A 16,361-nucleotide genomic window follows, 5' to 3' on the forward strand; every position below is an offset into this window, starting at 1 on the left:
TCAGTGCAGGACGACCCACAGGGCGGCGCCGAAGGCGAGCACGAGCGCGATGCCCACCCCGAGCCACGCGCCCTTCTTGGAGCCGGCGGCCTGCTGCCCCTCCTCGCGGCGCTGGCGACGCGAGCCGGTGGGCGTCTGCCGGGCCGGTGCGGCCTCCTCGACGAAGGCGCGGAACATCTGGGTGCTGCCCGCGGGGTCGTAGTTGCCCTCGGGGACCTGTGAGTTGCGGTTGTCAGCCATGGAGCAGGACCCTAGCCGGTTTTCCGATTCCTTTACCGCCCCCTCCCCAGATTCATTTGCCTGTAGCAACCATCCTCTTCTATGGTTGCTCTAAGCAACAAGATGGGGGGTCGGCCGATGACCACGCGGTACGAGGAGCTGGCCCGCCGGCTCACCGGGATCGGCGCGGTCAAGCGCGAGCTGGCCCGCGCCCTGCCTTCGGACTGCCCGCCCGGCGCGGCCGCCGTCCTCACCGTGCTCGAACGGCACGGAGAGATGCGGCTGAGCCGGCTGGCGGAGCTCATGGCCGTCGACATCTCGGTGACCAGCCGGCACGTCACCCACGTCGCCGAGCGCGGCTGGATCGAGCGCGAGACCGACCCGGGGGACGGCCGCTGCCGCATCCTGCGGCTCACCCCGGCCGGACACGCGCTCCTCGCCGAGCTCGGCGCCCGGTACACGGCGGCACTGGAGAAGGCGCTGGCCGACTGGTCCGCCCAGGACATCGACGTACTCAACACCCTGCTGGCCCGACTCCGATCGAGCTTCTAGACAGAAGGAAACACATGGCCACGTCGGAGACGCCGACAGACGGCACGTCCATCACCCCGTCCGTGACCCCGGCCACGGCTCCGTCCATGGCCCCGGCCATGACCCATCCGCAGATCATGAAAGCGCTGTCCGGGCTGATGCTCGGCATGTTCGTGGCGATCCTGTCCTCCACGATCGTCTCCAACGCCCTGCCCCAGATCATCAGCGACCTCGGCGGCACCCAGTCCTCCTACACGTGGGTGGTGACCGCGGCCCTGCTGTCGATGACGGCGGCGACCCCGCTCTGGGGCAAGCTGTCCGACCTCTTCAGCAAGAAGCTGCTGGTCCAGATATCCCTCGTGATCTACGTGCTGGGCTCCGTGGTCGCGGGCATGTCCCAGAACACCGGCATGCTGATCGCCTGCCGCGTGGTCCAGGGCATCGGGGTCGGCGGCCTGTCCGCCCTCGCGCAGATCGTGATGGCCGCGATGATCTCCCCGCGCGAGCGAGGCCGGTACAGCGGCTACCTCGGCGCGGTCTTCGCCGTCGCCACCGTCGGCGGGCCGCTGCTGGGCGGTGTCATCACCGACACCGAGTGGCTGGGCTGGCGCTGGTGCTTCTACGTCGGCGTGCCCTTCGCGGTCATCGCCCTGATCGTGCTCCAGCGCACCCTGCACCTGCCGGTCGTGCGCCGCGACGTCAAGGTCGACTGGCTGGGCGCCTTCCTGATCAGCGGCGCCGTCTCGCTGCTGCTTATCTGGGTCACGCAGGCCGGCGACTCCTATGCGTGGATCTCCTGGCAGACCTGGGCGATGACCGGCGGCGCGGTGGCGCTCGGACTGCTCTTCGTCCTCGTCGAGTCCCGTGCGAGCGACCCGATCATCCCGCTGCGGCTGTTCCGCAACAAGACCATCACCCTGGCCTCGGCGGCCTCGCTGTTCGTGGGCATCGCGATGTTCTCGGGCACGATATTTTTCAGCCAGTTCTTCCAGCTGGCCCGGGGCGAGTCCCCCACGATGTCCGGAGTCCTCACGATTCCGATGATCGGCGGGCTCTTCGTCTCCTCCACGGTTTCCGGTCTGGTGATCACCAAGACCGGCAGGTGGAAGGCCTGGCTCGTCTCCGGCGGTGTGCTGCTGACGGTCGGCCTGGGGCTGCTGGGCACCCTGCGGTACGACACCCCGTACTGGCACATCGCGCTCTACATGGCGCTGACCGGCCTCGGCCTCGGCATGATGATGCAGAACCTGGTCCTCGCCACCCAGAACCAGGTGGCCCCCGAGGACCTGGGCGCGGCCAGCTCGGTCGTCACCTTCTTCCGCTCGCTCGGCGGCGCCATGGGCGTCTCGGCGCTCGGCGCGGTGATGGCGCACCAGGTCACCGGATACGTGAAGGACGGCCTGGCCGCTCTCGGCCCGAAGGCCGCGTCGCTCGGCCACGGCGGCACGGGCGGCGGCGCCATCCCGGACCTCGACAAGCTGCCGGCCCCGTTCCGTACGGTCGTCGAGTCGGCGTACGGGCACGGCGTCGGCGACGTCTTCCTCTACGCGGCCCCCACCGCCCTGCTGGCGCTGCTGCTCTGCCTGTTCATCAAGGAGGTCGCGCTGAAGTCGAAGCCCGCGGCCCACTCCCCGGCGGCGGCGTCCGCCGACGCCTCCGCCCCGGCATCCGCCGGGACCCCTGCCGAGGCCTCCGCCAAGGCCTAGGCGACGCTTAGGCGGCGGCCTTCGCCTCGATGCCCGCGATCAGGACGTCGAGCGCGAGACAGAAGTCGCCCTCGGGCGCCCGCCGGGCCGCGCCCCCGCAGCCGTGCAGGAACTGCGAGACGGCCAGGTGGGCGCCGGTCCGGGCGGAGCCGGCGAGGCCCGTGGCGTCCAACAGCCGCTGGAGGGCGGCGTCGAAGGCCCGGGCGTGCGGGCCGATGTTCGGATAGGCGGCGCCGAGCGGGGCCGCCCAGGGGTGGTCCGCCAGCACCCGCCGGTAGCCCCGGGCCAGCGCACGCAGCCGGCCGGGCCAGCCTTCCGGCACCGGCCCGGCCGACAGGGCCAGCTCGCCCAGGGCGCTGTCCAGGGCGAGTTCGAGCAGATCGTGCTTGGTGTCCACGTACCAGTACAGGGACATCGCGGTGACCCCGAGCCGGGCGGCGAGCCGGCGCATCGAGAACCGGGCCAGCCCCTCGGCGTCGAGCAGCCGCACGGTGGCGGCGGTGATCCGTTCCCGGTCGAGCCCGGAGGGCGCCTCGCTGCGGCGTCTGGCGGGTGCGGCGGGTCTGGCGGCCAGCCACACACTGGACTCGGCCGGGAGCGGATCGCCGGAATCGGCCGCGGTCGCCATGGAGGCACCCTCCTCACACCAGGTGGATCAGCCCGGAATGCCCGGTCCGCCCTCTCGATGCTAGGTCCTGTCGTCGAAGCAGGGCCTTACCGGCGCTCCTTTGACGACCGGGCCTGAGGTTCCGCGTGGTCGGGCCGGATCAGGACGTGGGAGCCGTGAGGTCGTAGACGGTGGCTCCGCCCAGGGTCGACTCCTCGAACGTGGCCTTCACCCAGCTTTCGATCGCGCTGCTGGTGCCGCCGCCCGGACCGCCCTGCCGCATCCCGCCGGCGGCCTCGGCGGACCCGCCTGCCTGGCCACCTGCCTGACCGCCTCCCTGGCTGATGAACCAATGGATCCGGCCGTCCTTCACGTACTGCTTGAACTGCTCCAGCGTGGGCGAGGGGTCACTGCCGTTGAAGCCGCCGACGGGCATCACGGGGACACCCGAGGCCAGTTGGTAGCTCGCCGCGTTCTGGGAGCCGACGGCGGCCGCCGCCCAGGTGTACTTTCCGGCGTCGGCCCGCAGCGCCGCCTTGGCCTCGGCGCCGACCTGGGTGCCGCCCAGCAGGCCGCCGGGCCCGCCCCGGCCGCCGCCGGCGCGCTCCATGCCGCGCCCGCCCTGACCGCCCGGAGCCCCCGCACCGCCCGGTGCTCCCGTACCGCCCGGGGCTCCCTGACCGCCCCCGCCCGGCGGCATGCCGCCCTGCGGCAGGGTGTTCCCGCCCCGCGGGCCGCCCTGCTGCATGCCACCCGGGCCGCCCCGCGGCATCTCACCGGCCGGGAAGGCGCCCCGCATCATGCCGCCGGGTCCGCCCCGGCCGCCCGCCACCGCCGGTCCGGCGGTCACGATCGAGCCCGCGTGCCCGGTCTGCACGGTGGTCAGGCAGTACGCGAGCGGGCCCGCCAGCGCAGCACCCACCCCCAGCGCCGCGGTGGCCAGCAGCACCCGGCGCCCGGCCGCCGCGACGAACGGCAGCGCGGCCGCGGCGAGCAGGCCCCCCACCAGGACCGCCCAGCGCAGCCACGGAAGGTAGCCGGTGGCCCGGCCGAGCAGGACGTACGACCAGACGGCGGTCAGTGCCAGCGTCCCGGACAGGGCGAACAGCGCGGCCCGGGAGCCCCGCTCCTCCCACAGCACGGCGACGCCCATGCCGATCAGCGCGGCGACGAACGGCGCCAGCGCCACGGTGTAGTACTCGTGGAAGATGCCCTGCATGTAGCTGAAGACGACCGCGGTGATCAGCAGCGAACCGCCCCAGGCCAGGAAGGCCGCGCGGGCCATGCCCTCCAGCGAGTCGGTGGCCCGGCGGGCGCGCCAGGTGACCACCAGTCCGGCCACGAGCAGGACCAGGGCGGCGGGCAGCAGCCAGGAGATCTGACCGCCGATGTTGGCCGAGAAGAGCCGGTCGATGCCCGTCTCACCCCAGCCGCCGCCGGGGCCGCCGCCACCGGCGCGTCCGCCGCCGCCGACGCTGCCCGTCTCGTTGCCGTTGATCCGCCCCAGGCCGTTGTAGCCGAGCGTCAGCTCCAGGAAGGAGTTGTTCTGCGAGCCGCCGATGTAGGGGCGGGAGGAGGCGGGCCACAGTTCCACGACGGCCACCCACCAGCCGCCGGCCACCACCATCGCGAGCCCGGCGAGCAGCAGCTGGCCCAGACGCCTGCGCAGCGGGGTGGGCGCGCAGACGGCGTACAGCACGGCGAGCGGCGGCAGGATCACGAAGGCCTGGAGGGTCTTGGTGAGGAAGGCGAAGCCGACCGCGACACCGGCCCACAGCAGCCAGTCGGTGCGTGCCCCGTCGAGGGCGCGCAGGACGCAGTACACGGTGACCGTGAGCAGCAGGGTCAGCAGCGCGTCGGGGTTGTTGAAGCGGAACATCAGCGCGGCGACGGGCGTGAGCGCGAAGGCGGCGCCGCTCAGCAGCGCGGCCCCCGGACCGAACTGGCGCCGTACGGCGGCGTACAGCACAGCGGTCGTCGCGACGCCCATCAGGGCCTGCGGGACGAGGATCTGCCAGGAGCCGAGCCCGAACAGGCGGACCGACAGCATCATCGGCCACAGGGCGGCCGGGGGCTTGTCGACGGTGATGGAGTTCCCGGCGTCGGAGGAGCCGAAGAAGAAGGCCTTCCAGCTCTCGCTGCCCGCCTGCACGGCGGCGGAGTAGAAGGAGTTGGCGTAGCCGGAGGACCCCAGGTCCCAGAGCAGCAGGACGGCCGTGGCGATCAGCAGCCCGGCGAAGGCGGGCCGTTCCCAGCGGGGCCGGTCGGTGGCGTGCCGGCCGGTACGGGTCCGGGCTTCGGGGACCGGGAAGAGCGGGGTTGCTGCGGTGGTCATCGGATGACGTCCTTCACGGGAGTGTCGCGCCGCTCGGGGAAGACCCAGGCGCGGAAGAGCAGGAACCGCAGCACGGTGGCGGCGAGGTTGGCGGTGATCAGGACGGCCAGCTCGGTGCTGTGCGCGGGGGCGGCCGCGGCCGCTCCGAGGGCGGCGAGGGAGCCGCTGGTCAGGGCGAGGCCGATGGCGAACACCACCAGCCCCTGGGCCTGGTGGCGTACGGCCCGGTCCCGGCCGCGCACCCCGAAGGTGAGCCGGCGGTTGGCGGCCGTGTTGGCGACGGCCGAGAGCAGCAGGGCGGCGCCGTTGGCGACCTGCGGGCCCGCTCCGGTGCGGAAGGCGGAGTACAGCAGCAGGTAGAGCAGGGTGGACAGGGCCCCGACGGCGCAGAAGCCGAGGAGCTGGCGGGCCAGTCCGCGGTCCACGCCGGGCAGCGCGGTGCGGTCGCGCGGGTCGTCGCCGAAGGGGCGGGCGAGCCGGTCGAGCGGGAGCGCGCCGACCGCCAGGGCCCGGCCCACCCGCCAGACGCCCTTGAGGTCCTCGGTGGCGGTCTTCACGATGTGGACGGTGGAATCGGGGTCGTCGACCCAGTCCACCGGCACCTCGTGGATCCGCAGCCCGGCCCGCTCGGCGAGCACGAGCATTTCGGTGTCGAAGAACCAGCCGGTGTCCTCCACCAGGGGCAGCAGACGCTCGGCGACCTCCCGCCGGATGGCTTTGAACCCGCACTGGGCGTCGCTGAAGCGGGCGGCGAGCGAGGAGCGCAGGAGGAGGTTGTAGGCGCGGGAGACGAACTCCCGCTTCGCTCCCCGCACCACCCGGGAGGACCGGGCGAGGCGGGTGCCGATGGCGAGGTCGGAGTGGCCGGAGATCAGCGGGGCGACCAGGGGCAGCAGGGCGTTGAGGTCGGTGGAGAGGTCCACGTCCATGTACGCCAGTACCGGTGCGTCGGAGCCGGACCAGACGGTGCGCAGGGCCCTGCCCCGGCCCTTCTCCTCCAGCCGCGTGCTGCGTACCCCGTCCAGGGCCGCGGCGAGCTCGCCCGCGACCTCGGGGGTGCGGTCGGTGCTCGCGTTGTCGGCGACGGTGATCCGGAAGGGATAGGGGAAGGTGCGGGTGAGGTGCTCGTGCAGCCTGCGCACGCACGGTCCGAGGTCTTTCTCCTCGTTGAAGACCGGGATCACCACGTCGAGGACGGGCTCGCCGGGCAGGGGCGCGAGTGGAGCCCGTGCCGGAAGGGCCCCGGGAGAGGCGTCGATTGGCATGTGACGACACTCGCCGGGCGGCCTGTCACCGCTGTGTGATGAGCCTGTGCCCCGTCTGTGAGTCCGTGTGCGAGTCCGTCCGTGAGTCCGTCCGTGCGTCCGGATCCGTGTGCGCGTGCGCGTGCGCGTGCGGCAGCAGGACCTCGAAGCAGGTCCGCCCGGGCTCGCTGCGCACGCCGACCCGGCCACCGTGCGCGGTGACCACGGCCTGGACGATGGCGAGCCCCAGTCCGGTGGAACCCGCCGCACGGGATCGGGACGCGTCGCCGCGGGCGAAGCGCTCGAAGACGTGGGGGAGCAGGTCGGGCGGGATGCCGGGCCCGTCGTCCTCGATCAGCAGCCGGACGGCGGACGTCTCTCCCCCGGCTGCCGCAGCGCGTGCCGCAGCGGGCGCCACAGCGGGCGCCGCGAGCGAAACGTGCGCGGTGACGGTGGTGCCGGGCGGGGTGTGCGTACGGGCATTGGCGAGGAGGTTGACCAGGACCTGCTGGATACGGGCCGGGTCGACGCGGACGGGCACGGGTTCGTCGGGCAGGCGCAGCCGCCAGTGGTGCTCGGGGCCGGCGGCCCTGGCATCGCTGACGGCGTCGACGACGAGCGGGGCCAGGTCGGTGTCGGTGTCGCCGGTGGACAGGGGCCGGCCCGCGTCGAGCCGGGCCAGCAGCAGCAGGTCCTCGACCAGGCCGGTCATGCGGGTGGCCTCGGACTCGATCCGGCCCAGGGCGTGCCGGGTGTCGGGGCCCGGCTCCTCCCGCCCCCGGCGGGTCAGCTCGGCGTATCCGCGGATGGAGGCCAGCGGGGTGCGCAGTTCGTGGCTGGCGTCGGCGACGAACTGCCGGACCCGCATCTCGCTCTGCTGGCGGGCCGTGAGCGCGGAGGAGACGTGGCCGAGCATCCGGTTGAGGGCCGCGCCGACCTGGCCCACCTCGGTGCGGGGGTCCGCCTCGGCAGCCCGGACCCGTTCGTGCAGCGCGGGCTCGCCGCTGTGCAGGGGCAGTTCGGAGACCCGGGTGGCGGTGGCGGCCACCCGGCGCAGCGGGCGCAGGGCGACCCCGACCAGTGCCTGGCCGGCGAGGGAGGCCGCGATCAGCCCGGCGAGGGTGACGCAGACCTCCACAGCGACCAGGGTGTTCACGGTGGAGTCGACCTCGTGGAGCGGGAAGCCGAGAACGAGGCTTCCGTCGGGCGCGGGCAGCACCCGGTACGACCCGAGCCCGGGCAGGCTCAGGTTCACGGGTGCGCTGCGGCCCTGCTCGGCCGTGCGGGCAGCCTTGGCGAGGACCGCGGTCTGGGCCTCGGTGAGGGGCTGGCTACGGCGTTCGGGGTCTTCGTCGCGCACGCTGCGGTAGGCCCCGAGCACCTTGCCGTCGGAGTCGATGCGGAATCCGACGGCGCCGAGCGGTGTGCCCGGGCCGAGGACGGACCGCCCCTCCCTGATCGCCTTCTGCACGCCGGGGGGCGAGGAGGCCATGCCGACCGAGATCCGCAGCTGGTCGTCGAGGTTGTTGACCAGGTACAAGCGCAGGGCGAGGGTGGTGACGGTCCCGATGGCCGCGCCCACGACGGCGATCAGCGCCACCGCCGAGACGACGAGCCGGGTCCGCAGGGACCAGGGGCGGCCCGGCCGCTTCGGGCGGAGGCGGACGGCCACTAGTCGGCCGGCTTGATCAGGTAGCCGGCGCCCCGCCGGGTGTGGATCATCGGCGCCATTCCCGGCCCGCTCTCCAGCTTCCGCCGCAGGTAGGAGATGTACAGCTCGACCACATTGGCCTGGCCGCCGAAGTCGTAGGACCACACCCTGTCCAGGATCTGGGCCTTGCTCAGCACGCGGCGCGGGTTGCGCATCAGGTAGCGCAGCAGCTCGAACTCGGTGGCGGTCAGGTGGATCTCCCGGCCGCCGCGGACCACCTCGTGGCTGTCCTCGTCGAGGTGCAGGTCACCGACGGCGAGCACCGAGCCGCCGCGCGCGGCCTGCGCCGCGCCCGAGCGCCGGACCAGGCCGCGCAGCCGGGCCACGACCTCCTCCAGGCTGAACGGCTTGGTGACGTAGTCGTCGCCCCCCGCCGTCAGGCCCGCGATGCGGTCCTCGACGGAGTCCTTGGCGGTCAGGAAGAGCACGGGGACCTGGGGGATCTCCCGGCGCAGCTGCCCCAGGACGGCGAGCCCGTCCATGTCGGGGAGCATGATGTCGAGGACCACGACGTCCGGCCGGAACTCGCGGGCCGCCCGCACCGCGCCCGCCCCGTCACCGGCGCTGCGGACCTCGCAGCCCTCGTAGCGCAGGGCCATGGACAGCAGCTCGGAGAGTGAGGCCTCGTCGTCGACGACGAGGACCCGGCAGGCTCCGCCGTCGGGCCGTGTCAGGGCCGTCGGGCTGTTCGTGGACGTGGACGCGTGGGATGTGGTCGTCGCAGTCATACGACCACGCTGTCCGGCGCCCCTGAGAGCGTTCTTGTCCCTATCTGTGAATTTCCTGAGAAACGCCGCTCAGCCGTCGAGCCGGAACAGGCGGGCGGCGTTGTCGTGGCAGACGGCACGCAGCCAGTCGTCGCCGAGGCCGAGACGTTCGAGGGCGGCGAGCTGGTGTTCGTAGGGGTAGGGGATGTTCGGGAAGTCGGTGCCGAGCAGGATCCGGTCGCCGAGGTCGGCGAGCCGCCCGAGGTCCCCGGGCGGGAAGGCGCTGAGCTGCTCGGAGAAGTCGGTGAACGCCATGGTGGTGTCGAGGCGCACCTCGGTGTACCGGTCGGCGAGGTCGAGGAAGTCGGCGTACTCGGGCATGCCCATGTGGGCGACGATCAACGGCAGTCGTGGGTGGCGGGCCAGCAGCCGGGCGATCGGCTCGGGGCCGGTGTGCTTGCCCGGCGCGGGCCCGGACCCGCAGTGGATCACGGTCGGGACGCCGGACTCGGCGAGCAGTCCCCAGACGGGGTCGAGCCGGTCGTCGTTCGGGTCGTAGCCACCGACCTGGAGGTGCGACTTGAAGACCCGGGCCCCAATGTCGAGGGCCCGGCGGACGTACTCCGCCACGCCCTCCTCCGGAAAGAAGGTCGCGGTGTGCAGGCAGTCCGGGGTCCGGGCGGCGAAGTCGGCGGACCAGGCGTTGAGCCATGCGGCCATCGCCGGCTTGTGCGGGTACAGCATGGCGGTGAAGGCCCGGACCCCGAACTCCCTCAGGAGCGCGACCCGCTGCTCCTCCTCGTGCCGGTAGGTGATGGGCCACTCGACACCGGTCAGCGGGCCGATCGCGTCGAAGTAGTCCCAGACCTTGTCCAGGACCCGCTCGGGCATGAAGTGCGTGTGGACGTCCACCAGTCCGGGCAGCCCGAGCCGCTCCCGGAAGGCACGGACCGCCTCATCCGTTGCGGGCAAAGCCGTGGCTCCGCTCGACGGTCGCGACGTGCAGGGTGTAGCTCTCGTACCAGTCCTCGCGGCCCTGCTTCATGGCCGCCTGGTGCTCCAGGTCCCCCCGCCACGCGGCGAGGGACTCGTGGTCGCGGAAGTAGGCGACCGTGATGCCGAGGCCTCCCGGGGTACGGGCGGACTCGTAGCCGAGGAACCCGGGATTCTCCGCGACGATCTCGTTCATCCGGGCGAGGGTCTCGGGGTATCCGCTGTCGTCGGCGGAGCGGACATTGCTGAAAACGGCCATGACATACGGCGGTTCGAAGGCCTGTACGGGCTGGATGCTCATGCCCACCACCCTCCGCGGCGCGCCGCCGGCATGTCCACCGGAATCTGCCCCGGAAGGCCAAAGGGATCCAAGTTTTGACCATCCCCGGCCAGGGCGTCCGCAGGAGGCGCTCCTCAGAACAGCCCGTCCTGCTCGGCGGGCGGCCGCGCGGCCGCGGGCGGGATCACCGCCACCGGCAGGGTCGTCACGGCCTCGCCCTCCGGGGCGGCGAGTTCCCACCCGGCCAGCAGCCGGGTGTCCACCACCAGCCCGTCCGCGAGGTGCAGATCGGGGCCGGCCGCGCCCACCAGCCGGCCCGCGACGGCCCCGCCGGGCACCATCTCGGTGATCACCCCCACGGGTGCGGGCAGTCCGTCCAGCCCGAACGGCTCCGCGTGGTCGGCGACTTCGCACTTCACCCGCTCCAGCGACTCCGGCCACCCGGGCAGCGCGGCGGCCCGGGCATGCAGCTCGGCGACCTCCCGGGCCCGGTCGGACGCGGCCGGCAGATGCGCCCGTACGGCCCGCTTGCGGGCGTACGCGATCCGGTCCGGCACCCCGAGGGCGGCCCGCAGCAGCTCCTCCGTGCGCCGGGTGGCCATGAGCGGCCCCCGGCCGAGCCAGGTCCAGGCCACGGCGCCCTGCTCCAGCAGCCGGGCCGAGCCGCGCTCCTCGGCGGTGATGCCGACCTTGACCATCCCGGGCCCGAACCACGCCAGATAGACGCGGTAGGTGCGCGGATCGGCGGCATTGGTGTCGGCGGCCACCGAGAACGACCGGTCGAGGCGCGCGCATTCGGGGCACTGCGCGTTCCCGGCGCGGCCGGGCACGGTCGCGCCGGTGGGGCAGGGCGTCCGTTTCCCGGCCCGCCGGACGCCGAGGCAGCGCCGCTCCGTCCGGGCGACGAAGGCCAGCCGCTGCCCGTACGCGAGCACGCTCGCCCGCTCGCCGCGCCCCTCCCCGTACCAGCCGATGGCGGGGCGGCCGTCGTTCCACCGGATCCCGGTGCACCACCAGCTCACAGCGGGAGCGGCCGCTCGAAGAAGGTGTCCAGGACGACGGTGGCGTGCGTACCGCTGACCCCGTCGATCGCGTAGAGCCGGCGCAGGACGTCCTGCAACTGCCCGGTCGAGGCCGTGCGCACCTTGACCATGACGGACGCGCTGCCCGCGATGATGTGCGCCTCCTGGATCTCGGGGATCGCGGCGAAGGCGGCGGCGGACTCACCCATCCAGGCGTTGGAGTCGACCATCACATAGGCGAGTACCCCACTGCCGACGGCCGCCGGGTCGACCTCGACGGTGGTCCGCCGGATCACCCCGCGCTCGCGCAGCTTGCGGACCCGTTCGTGGGTGGCCCCGGCAGAGAGCCCCACGGCCGCGCCGAGAGCGGCGTACGACTGGCCGGCGTCCTCCTGCAGGCGCAGAACGAGCGCCCGGTCTATGTCGTCCACTCGGTCTTCCTCCCATGGGCCCGTCGGCCCTTGCGAAGACGGTACCTGATCCTGCAATCTCACCATCGAACCGAACAACATTCGGCAATACTTGCTCAGGGGGAATCATGTCTGCCATAGCCGACCTCACCTTGTACGAGATCCTGGACGAACGCTTCAAGACCGGCCGCTGCGCCAACGGCGACGCGCGCCTGGACCGGCTCTACGACGACTGCCGCTGGGCGGAAGGCCCGCTGTACCTGCCGGCCTGGCGGCAACTGGTGTGGAGCGACATCCCCAACGACCGGATGCTTCGCTGGGACGAGACGACCGGCGCGGTCTCCGTCTTCCGCTCCCCGGCCGGACACCCCAACGGCAACACCCTGGACCGCGAAGGCCGCCTGATCACCTGTGAGCAGGGCGGCCGGCGCGTCACCCGCACCGAACCCGACGGCAGCATCACCGTCATCGCCGACCGCTTCGAGGGAAAGCGGCTCAACAGCCCCAATGACGCCGTGGTCCGCTCGGACGGCTCGATCTGGTTCTCCGACCCGGACTTCGGCATCACCAGCGACTACGAAGGCCACCGCGCGCCCAGCGAGATCGGCGCCTGCAACCTCTACCGGGCCGACCCCGCGACCGGTGAGGTCCGCATGGTCGCCGACGGCTTCCTCGGCCCCAACGGGCTGGTGTTCTCCCCCGACGAGAACGAACTGTTCGCGGCGGACACCCGCGGGGGCCACATCAGGGCCTTCAAGGTCACCGACGACGGCACCCTCACCGGCGACCGGGTCTTCACCGCCTGCCCCGGGGTCGACAACATCCGCTTCGACGACGAGGGCAGGCTGTGGGCGGCCGCGATGGAGAACGGCGTCCGGTGCTACGCCGCGGACGGCACCCTGATCGGCCGCCTACGCGTCCCCGAACCCGTCTCGAACATCGCCTTCGGCGGCCCCAAGAACAACCGCCTCTTCATCACCGCCACCACCTCCCTCTACTCCCTGGTGATGTCCGTGACCGGTCTCCCCCGGGTCCGCTGAGGACCCGGGGGAGCCCCGCTAGCGGGCGACGAACTGCGTCAGGATCGCCTGCACCTCGTAGATGTCGACACCCTTGGTGAAGGTCTTCTCGATCGGCGCCGAGCTCCCGGATATCCAGATCTTGAGCTCGGCGTCGAGATCGAAGTGGCCGGCGGTCTCCACGGAGAAGTGCGTGATGCTCCGGTACGGGACGGAGTGGTACTCCACCTTCTTGCCCGTGAGCCCCTGCTTGTCGACGAGCACCAGCCTGCGATCGGTGAACAGGATCGTGTCCCGGATCAGCAGATAGGCGGCGTGCACCTGCTCGCCATGCCCCAGCAGTCGCGCGTAGTCCCGCTGCGCCGATGCCGGGTCGACGCTGTGCGCGTTTCCGAACAGTCCCATGAGAGCCCCCGATTTCTAGTTCGAACGATCTTCAGAACCGTACCGAGGGCCGGACGTAACCCGCGTCCCCCGCCAGAGCCATCTCACCCCCGACTACTCCCGGGGTACCCCCTCCCCACGAAGGAGGAGACCGGGCGTGTCAGGGCATACGACGAAGGCCCCCAGGATTTCTCCTGGGGCCTTCGCCCTGCTGTGCACTCGGCAGGATTCGAGCCTGCGACCTTCCGATCCGTAGCTCGGAGTAGATCGGCCACCCAATGCCATTACGGCTACTGTCGGGCATACCAGCAGCGCGGGCATTGCGAGCTCCATGATCACATCACGGGCACGTGCGTGCGAGCCTCTGACCAATACGGCCGCCACGTTTCCCGGGCTGCCGAAAGTCCCCGCGTGGGGAGCTCGGCAAAGGCGCTGCGATCACAGGCATGACCCTCGCCATCATCGCGCTGACGCACATGACAGCGCCCTTCACCCGTCTCGGCTGGTGGCCATAAGCAGCGAAGGCTTATGGACGGCACGCGCCCTTGGCTTGGGAAACGCCGGCGATCGGGCACCGGCCAGCTGCTGAACGCCAACCGCACCGGCCGGACCGTGACAGCCGTGCACACCCTCCTGACCTGCCAATATTTAGGATGAAAGAGGCTCATTCGGTATGCGCTCACAGCCTTTCAGTTGCACGCGGTTGACTCGGTCCAGGGCGTGATCCTATTGTCCGCCTTGCGTGCGGTTGCAGCCGAAGGCGACAAAAGCTGACCGATTCCTGATTGATACTGCGATCTGAGCAAGTGAGGGACAGTCGTGGGGTTGCTGCTTTCGTACCTGCTCATCTTCCTCGTCGAATGCGGCTTGATGGCGCTGCAGATAGTTGGTGCATTCTTCTTTCTGCTGAGTGTGGCTTTGTTTATCCGGCGCTTCACCACTGCGCGTAAGCGTCGGACCGACGGCTACTTGCGGAAAGTGGTGGCGGTTGCACCATACGTGTTTGGCGGCGTCGGCTTTTTCTTGCTGGTTTCTGCTTCAGCAGCGCTCTCCATCGGGAAGGAATGGGGCATTTTCGAAACCTGGGTGATATAGGCCCAAACCCTTTACCCGTGTGAGCCCACCTGCTGACCGACGGCAACGATGTACGGCGCGAGTCACCGTGGGTTCAAATCCCACACCCACCGCAGGTGAGCAGCCTCTGACAGCCAACTCGGTCAGAGGCTATTCGCGTTCGGTGACCGCCTCAGCCCGCGATTAAGCCCTACGCCCCGGCCTTACGGGCATGGAAGGGCACGGGGCGCTGTTCCTGATCATCCTCAACAGCACCACGCTCGATGTGCTGAGACCACCGGAGCAACCGACAATCCCGTGCACTGCCGCACGTGTCAGGGAAGCGGCCGCTCCGACGGCTACCACCGCCCCGCTCCGCACTGAGCCTCTGCTCCCGCTGCCACGGAACCGGCCTCGGCGAAGACCTCGCCCGGTTACCCGTCTCCGAGCACGCCCGCCGCCTCGTGGAGGCCTGCGCCGCCCTGCAATCCCTCTACCCGGATCGCGCGCTCACCCGCTGGACTCACACGCTCCGCTTCCGAGGCCACTTCTCCACCAAGTCCCGCCGGTACTCGACCACGCCCGGCGAATCCGTCCTCGCCGCCACCATCGCCCGCGACATCCAGCTCAACCGCCAGACCGCCCGCGAGGCCTTGCACGACCAACTCGCCCTCCAAGGAGCGGTGTCTTGACGACCAGCGTCATCCAACCGAAGTGGCACACCACCGCCGAGGTCGCCGTCATGCTCGGCTTCGGCCCGTCCAAGACGAAGATGCTCGTGCTCACCGGTGAGATCCGGTCCGTGAAGGTCGGACGCAACCGGAAGATCCTGCCCTCGTCCATCCGAAGGTGGCACAGCGGATCCTGCGGCACTCGCAGATCGCCATGACGATGGAGGTGTACGCCGAGGCGAGCGAAGAGGCACGGGCCGCGATCGGCAAGCTGTCCGAAGCGATGGGCGGCGTCGGCGGCTGAGGTGGTTGCCGTACTTCGCTGCTGTATGACCGAAACGACAGAGGCCCCGGATTTTCATCCGGGGCCTTCGTCCTGCTGTGCACTCGGCAGGATTCGAACCTGCAACCTTCTGATCCGTAGTCAGATGCTCTATCCGTTAAGCTACGAGTGCTTGGGCTTCCCGGGGTTTTGCGCCCCGTTGGCCTTGCGAGAACAACAATACATGGACCTCGGCGGGACGCGAAATCCATTACCCAAACCGCCGCTGACCTGCGGAAACGAGCCGGATGGAGATCGTCCGGATGGGTTCGCACAGAGGTCGGGGCGGACCGGATTGCCCCGGAACGCATGGAGCCCCGGAACGCATCGAAGCCCCGGTCCGTCAGGACCGGGGCTTCGATGAGGTGCGGAGGCGGAGGGATTTGAACCCTCGATGGACCGTAAAGCCCAAACCGCATTAGCAGTGCGGCGCCATAGACCGGACTAGGCGACGCCTCCAGCACACCCCCGCGTACGAAGGTGCGTGCAGATGATGACACAGGCGCAGGGCCCCTCACCAATCCGCTCCCACGGTACTAGGAGGGACGGTCGGAGGGCAAAGCCTTAAAGCCCCCTCGGTACGCAACGTCGGCGGGCCCGCGTCGTTGGTCAGGCGTACGACGTACGGACGACCTGGAGTGCCCCATGCTGCGTCTCGCGGCCTTCGCCGTCACCTCCGCCCTGACCGCCGCCGCCGCGGGGCCGCTGCCCCCGCTGCCCCTGGGCCGGCTGCTGGCGACACCCGACCGCCTCACCATCGCCATGACCGACACCGGCACGCGCCAGCTGGACCGCGAGTTCCGGCTCGAATGCGACCCCGTGGGCGGCGACCACCCCTGGAAGGAGCAGTCCTGCGCCCGTCTGGACCAGCTCTCCAAGGAGGGGAAGGACCCGTTCGCGCCCGTCTCCCAGCGGCAGATCTGCTCGCTGCAGTACGGGGGCCCCGCGACCGCCCGGATCACCGGTACCTGGCACGGGCAGCGGGTGGACGCGACCTTCCGCCGGACGAACGGGTGCGAAATCAGCCGTTGGGACGAGATGGAACCTCTGCTTCCACCCGGGCGTTCCTGACCTGGGAGGATGCGCGGGATGAGTGGTATCCACCTCACATCGGCCACCCCGGCGGGGGACTGTGGCCTTAGACTCC

The 16,361-nt window shown here is 71.0% G+C and carries 17 protein-coding genes, 2 tRNA genes and 2 pseudogenes; 8 read left to right on the forward strand and 13 right to left on the reverse strand.

Annotated features, from left to right (window positions below; genetic code table 11):
• Entirely contained in the window at window positions 1–240 is a 240-nt protein-coding gene (locus OG737_RS13910) for a hypothetical protein (RefSeq protein ID WP_405921573.1), read from the reverse strand.
• A gap of 117 nt (window positions 241–357) precedes the next feature.
• Here OG737_RS13910 and OG737_RS13915 point away from each other — a divergent pair, with 117 nt between their 5' ends.
• Both OG737_RS13915 and OG737_RS13920 read left to right on the forward strand, forming a co-directional pair.
• Window positions 358–771 (forward strand): MarR family winged helix-turn-helix transcriptional regulator, encoded by a 414-nt coding sequence (locus tag OG737_RS13915; protein WP_405679520.1) that lies wholly within the window; start codon window positions 358–360, stop codon window positions 769–771.
• An 86-nt stretch (window positions 772–857) separates the two neighbouring features.
• A complete protein-coding gene (locus OG737_RS13920; protein ID WP_405922420.1) occupies window positions 858–2,456 on the forward strand; it encodes an MDR family MFS transporter in 1,599 nt (532 codons plus the stop codon).
• A gap of 7 nt (window positions 2,457–2,463) precedes the next feature.
• On the opposite strand, the gene OG737_RS13925 is transcribed toward OG737_RS13920, so the two are convergent.
• The 9 genes from OG737_RS13925 to OG737_RS13965 all read right to left on the reverse strand — a co-directional run bounded on the left by OG737_RS13925 (window position 2,464) and on the right by OG737_RS13965 (window position 11,786).
• Window positions 2,464–3,084 carry a TetR/AcrR family transcriptional regulator gene (locus tag OG737_RS13925; protein WP_405921574.1) on the reverse strand — a complete coding sequence of 207 codons (621 nt, stop codon included), beginning with the start codon at window positions 3,082–3,084 and terminating at the stop codon, window positions 2,464–2,466.
• 139 nt (window positions 3,085–3,223) lie between these two features.
• Window positions 3,224–5,398 (reverse strand): ArnT family glycosyltransferase, encoded by a 2,175-nt coding sequence (locus OG737_RS13930; RefSeq protein ID WP_405921575.1) that lies wholly within the window; start codon window positions 5,396–5,398, stop codon window positions 3,224–3,226.
• Window positions 5,395–6,663 (reverse strand): bifunctional glycosyltransferase family 2/GtrA family protein, encoded by a 1,269-nt coding sequence (locus OG737_RS13935; protein ID WP_328926492.1) that lies wholly within the window; start codon window positions 6,661–6,663, stop codon window positions 5,395–5,397. Before OG737_RS13935 ends, OG737_RS13930 begins: the two co-directional genes overlap by 4 nt.
• A gap of 25 nt (window positions 6,664–6,688) precedes the next feature.
• Window positions 6,689–8,314: a sensor histidine kinase gene (locus OG737_RS13940; protein ID WP_405921576.1), complete on the reverse strand. Its 1,626-nt coding sequence runs from the start codon at window positions 8,312–8,314 to the stop codon at window positions 6,689–6,691.
• Complete coding sequence (locus OG737_RS13945) at window positions 8,314–9,081, reverse strand: response regulator transcription factor (protein WP_328926494.1); 768 nt, start codon at window positions 9,079–9,081, stop codon at window positions 8,314–8,316. Before OG737_RS13945 ends, OG737_RS13940 begins: the two co-directional genes overlap by 1 nt.
• Before the next feature lie 69 nt (window positions 9,082–9,150).
• A complete protein-coding gene (locus tag OG737_RS13950; RefSeq protein ID WP_405921577.1) occupies window positions 9,151–10,032 on the reverse strand; it encodes an amidohydrolase family protein in 882 nt (293 codons plus the stop codon).
• A complete protein-coding gene (locus OG737_RS13955; RefSeq protein ID WP_405921578.1) occupies window positions 10,016–10,354 on the reverse strand; it encodes an antibiotic biosynthesis monooxygenase family protein in 339 nt (112 codons plus the stop codon). Before OG737_RS13955 ends, OG737_RS13950 begins: the two co-directional genes overlap by 17 nt.
• A 113-nt stretch (window positions 10,355–10,467) precedes the next feature.
• On the reverse strand, window positions 10,468–11,355 hold the full coding sequence (locus OG737_RS13960) for a DUF2797 domain-containing protein (protein WP_405921579.1): 888 nt from the start codon (window positions 11,353–11,355) through the stop codon (window positions 10,468–10,470).
• Window positions 11,352–11,786 carry an Lrp/AsnC family transcriptional regulator gene (locus tag OG737_RS13965; protein WP_328926498.1) on the reverse strand — a complete coding sequence of 145 codons (435 nt, stop codon included), beginning with the start codon at window positions 11,784–11,786 and terminating at the stop codon, window positions 11,352–11,354. The genes OG737_RS13960 and OG737_RS13965 overlap by 4 nt, the downstream gene beginning before the upstream one ends.
• Window positions 11,787–11,893: 107 nt before the next feature.
• On the opposite strand from OG737_RS13965, the gene OG737_RS13970 reads away from it, so the two are divergent.
• Window positions 11,894–12,805, forward strand: a complete 912-nt coding sequence (locus OG737_RS13970; RefSeq protein ID WP_405679515.1) for an SMP-30/gluconolactonase/LRE family protein — start codon at window positions 11,894–11,896, stop codon at window positions 12,803–12,805.
• An 18-nt stretch (window positions 12,806–12,823) separates the two neighbouring features.
• Here OG737_RS13970 and OG737_RS13975 read toward each other — a convergent pair whose 3' ends face one another.
• Window positions 12,824–13,189, reverse strand: coding sequence for a PH domain-containing protein (locus OG737_RS13975; protein WP_376677907.1), 366 nt, complete (start codon window positions 13,187–13,189; stop codon window positions 12,824–12,826).
• Between the two features lie 798 nt (window positions 13,190–13,987).
• On the opposite strand from OG737_RS13975, the gene OG737_RS13980 reads away from it, so the two are divergent.
• From OG737_RS13980 to OG737_RS13995, 4 genes and pseudogenes are all read left to right on the forward strand, one after another.
• Window positions 13,988–14,263, forward strand: a complete 276-nt coding sequence (locus OG737_RS13980) for a hypothetical protein (protein WP_328926501.1) — start codon at window positions 13,988–13,990, stop codon at window positions 14,261–14,263.
• Window positions 14,264–14,643: 380 nt separating this feature from the next.
• Window positions 14,644–14,913, forward strand: a pseudogene (locus OG737_RS13985) (replication initiator); the annotation flags it as partial.
• On the forward strand, window positions 14,910–15,110 hold the full coding sequence (locus tag OG737_RS13990) for a helix-turn-helix domain-containing protein (RefSeq protein ID WP_328926502.1): 201 nt from the start codon (window positions 14,910–14,912) through the stop codon (window positions 15,108–15,110). The pseudogene OG737_RS13985 and the gene OG737_RS13990, both read left to right, overlap by 4 nt.
• Window positions 15,059–15,196, forward strand: a pseudogene (locus tag OG737_RS13995) (site-specific integrase); the annotation flags it as partial. The gene OG737_RS13990 and the pseudogene OG737_RS13995, both read left to right, overlap by 52 nt.
• A gap of 78 nt (window positions 15,197–15,274) precedes the next feature.
• Here OG737_RS13995 and OG737_RS14000 read toward each other — a convergent pair.
• Both OG737_RS14000 and OG737_RS14005 read right to left on the reverse strand, forming a co-directional pair.
• A tRNA-Arg gene (locus OG737_RS14000) sits at window positions 15,275–15,347 on the reverse strand.
• 235 nt (window positions 15,348–15,582) lie between these two features.
• Window positions 15,583–15,673: transfer RNA gene (locus OG737_RS14005), tRNA-Ser, on the reverse strand.
• A 186-nt stretch (window positions 15,674–15,859) separates the two neighbouring features.
• On the opposite strand from OG737_RS14005, the gene OG737_RS14010 reads away from it, so the two are divergent.
• Window positions 15,860–16,285, forward strand: coding sequence for an SSI family serine proteinase inhibitor (locus OG737_RS14010; RefSeq protein WP_328926503.1), 426 nt, complete (start codon window positions 15,860–15,862; stop codon window positions 16,283–16,285).
• Window positions 16,286–16,361 lie beyond the last annotated feature (76 nt).

Origin of the sequence: Streptomyces sp. NBC_00122 (assembly GCF_045160845.1) — a bacterium.
In the GTDB taxonomy this organism is placed as follows: Bacteria; Actinomycetota; Actinomycetes; order Streptomycetales; family Streptomycetaceae; genus Streptomyces.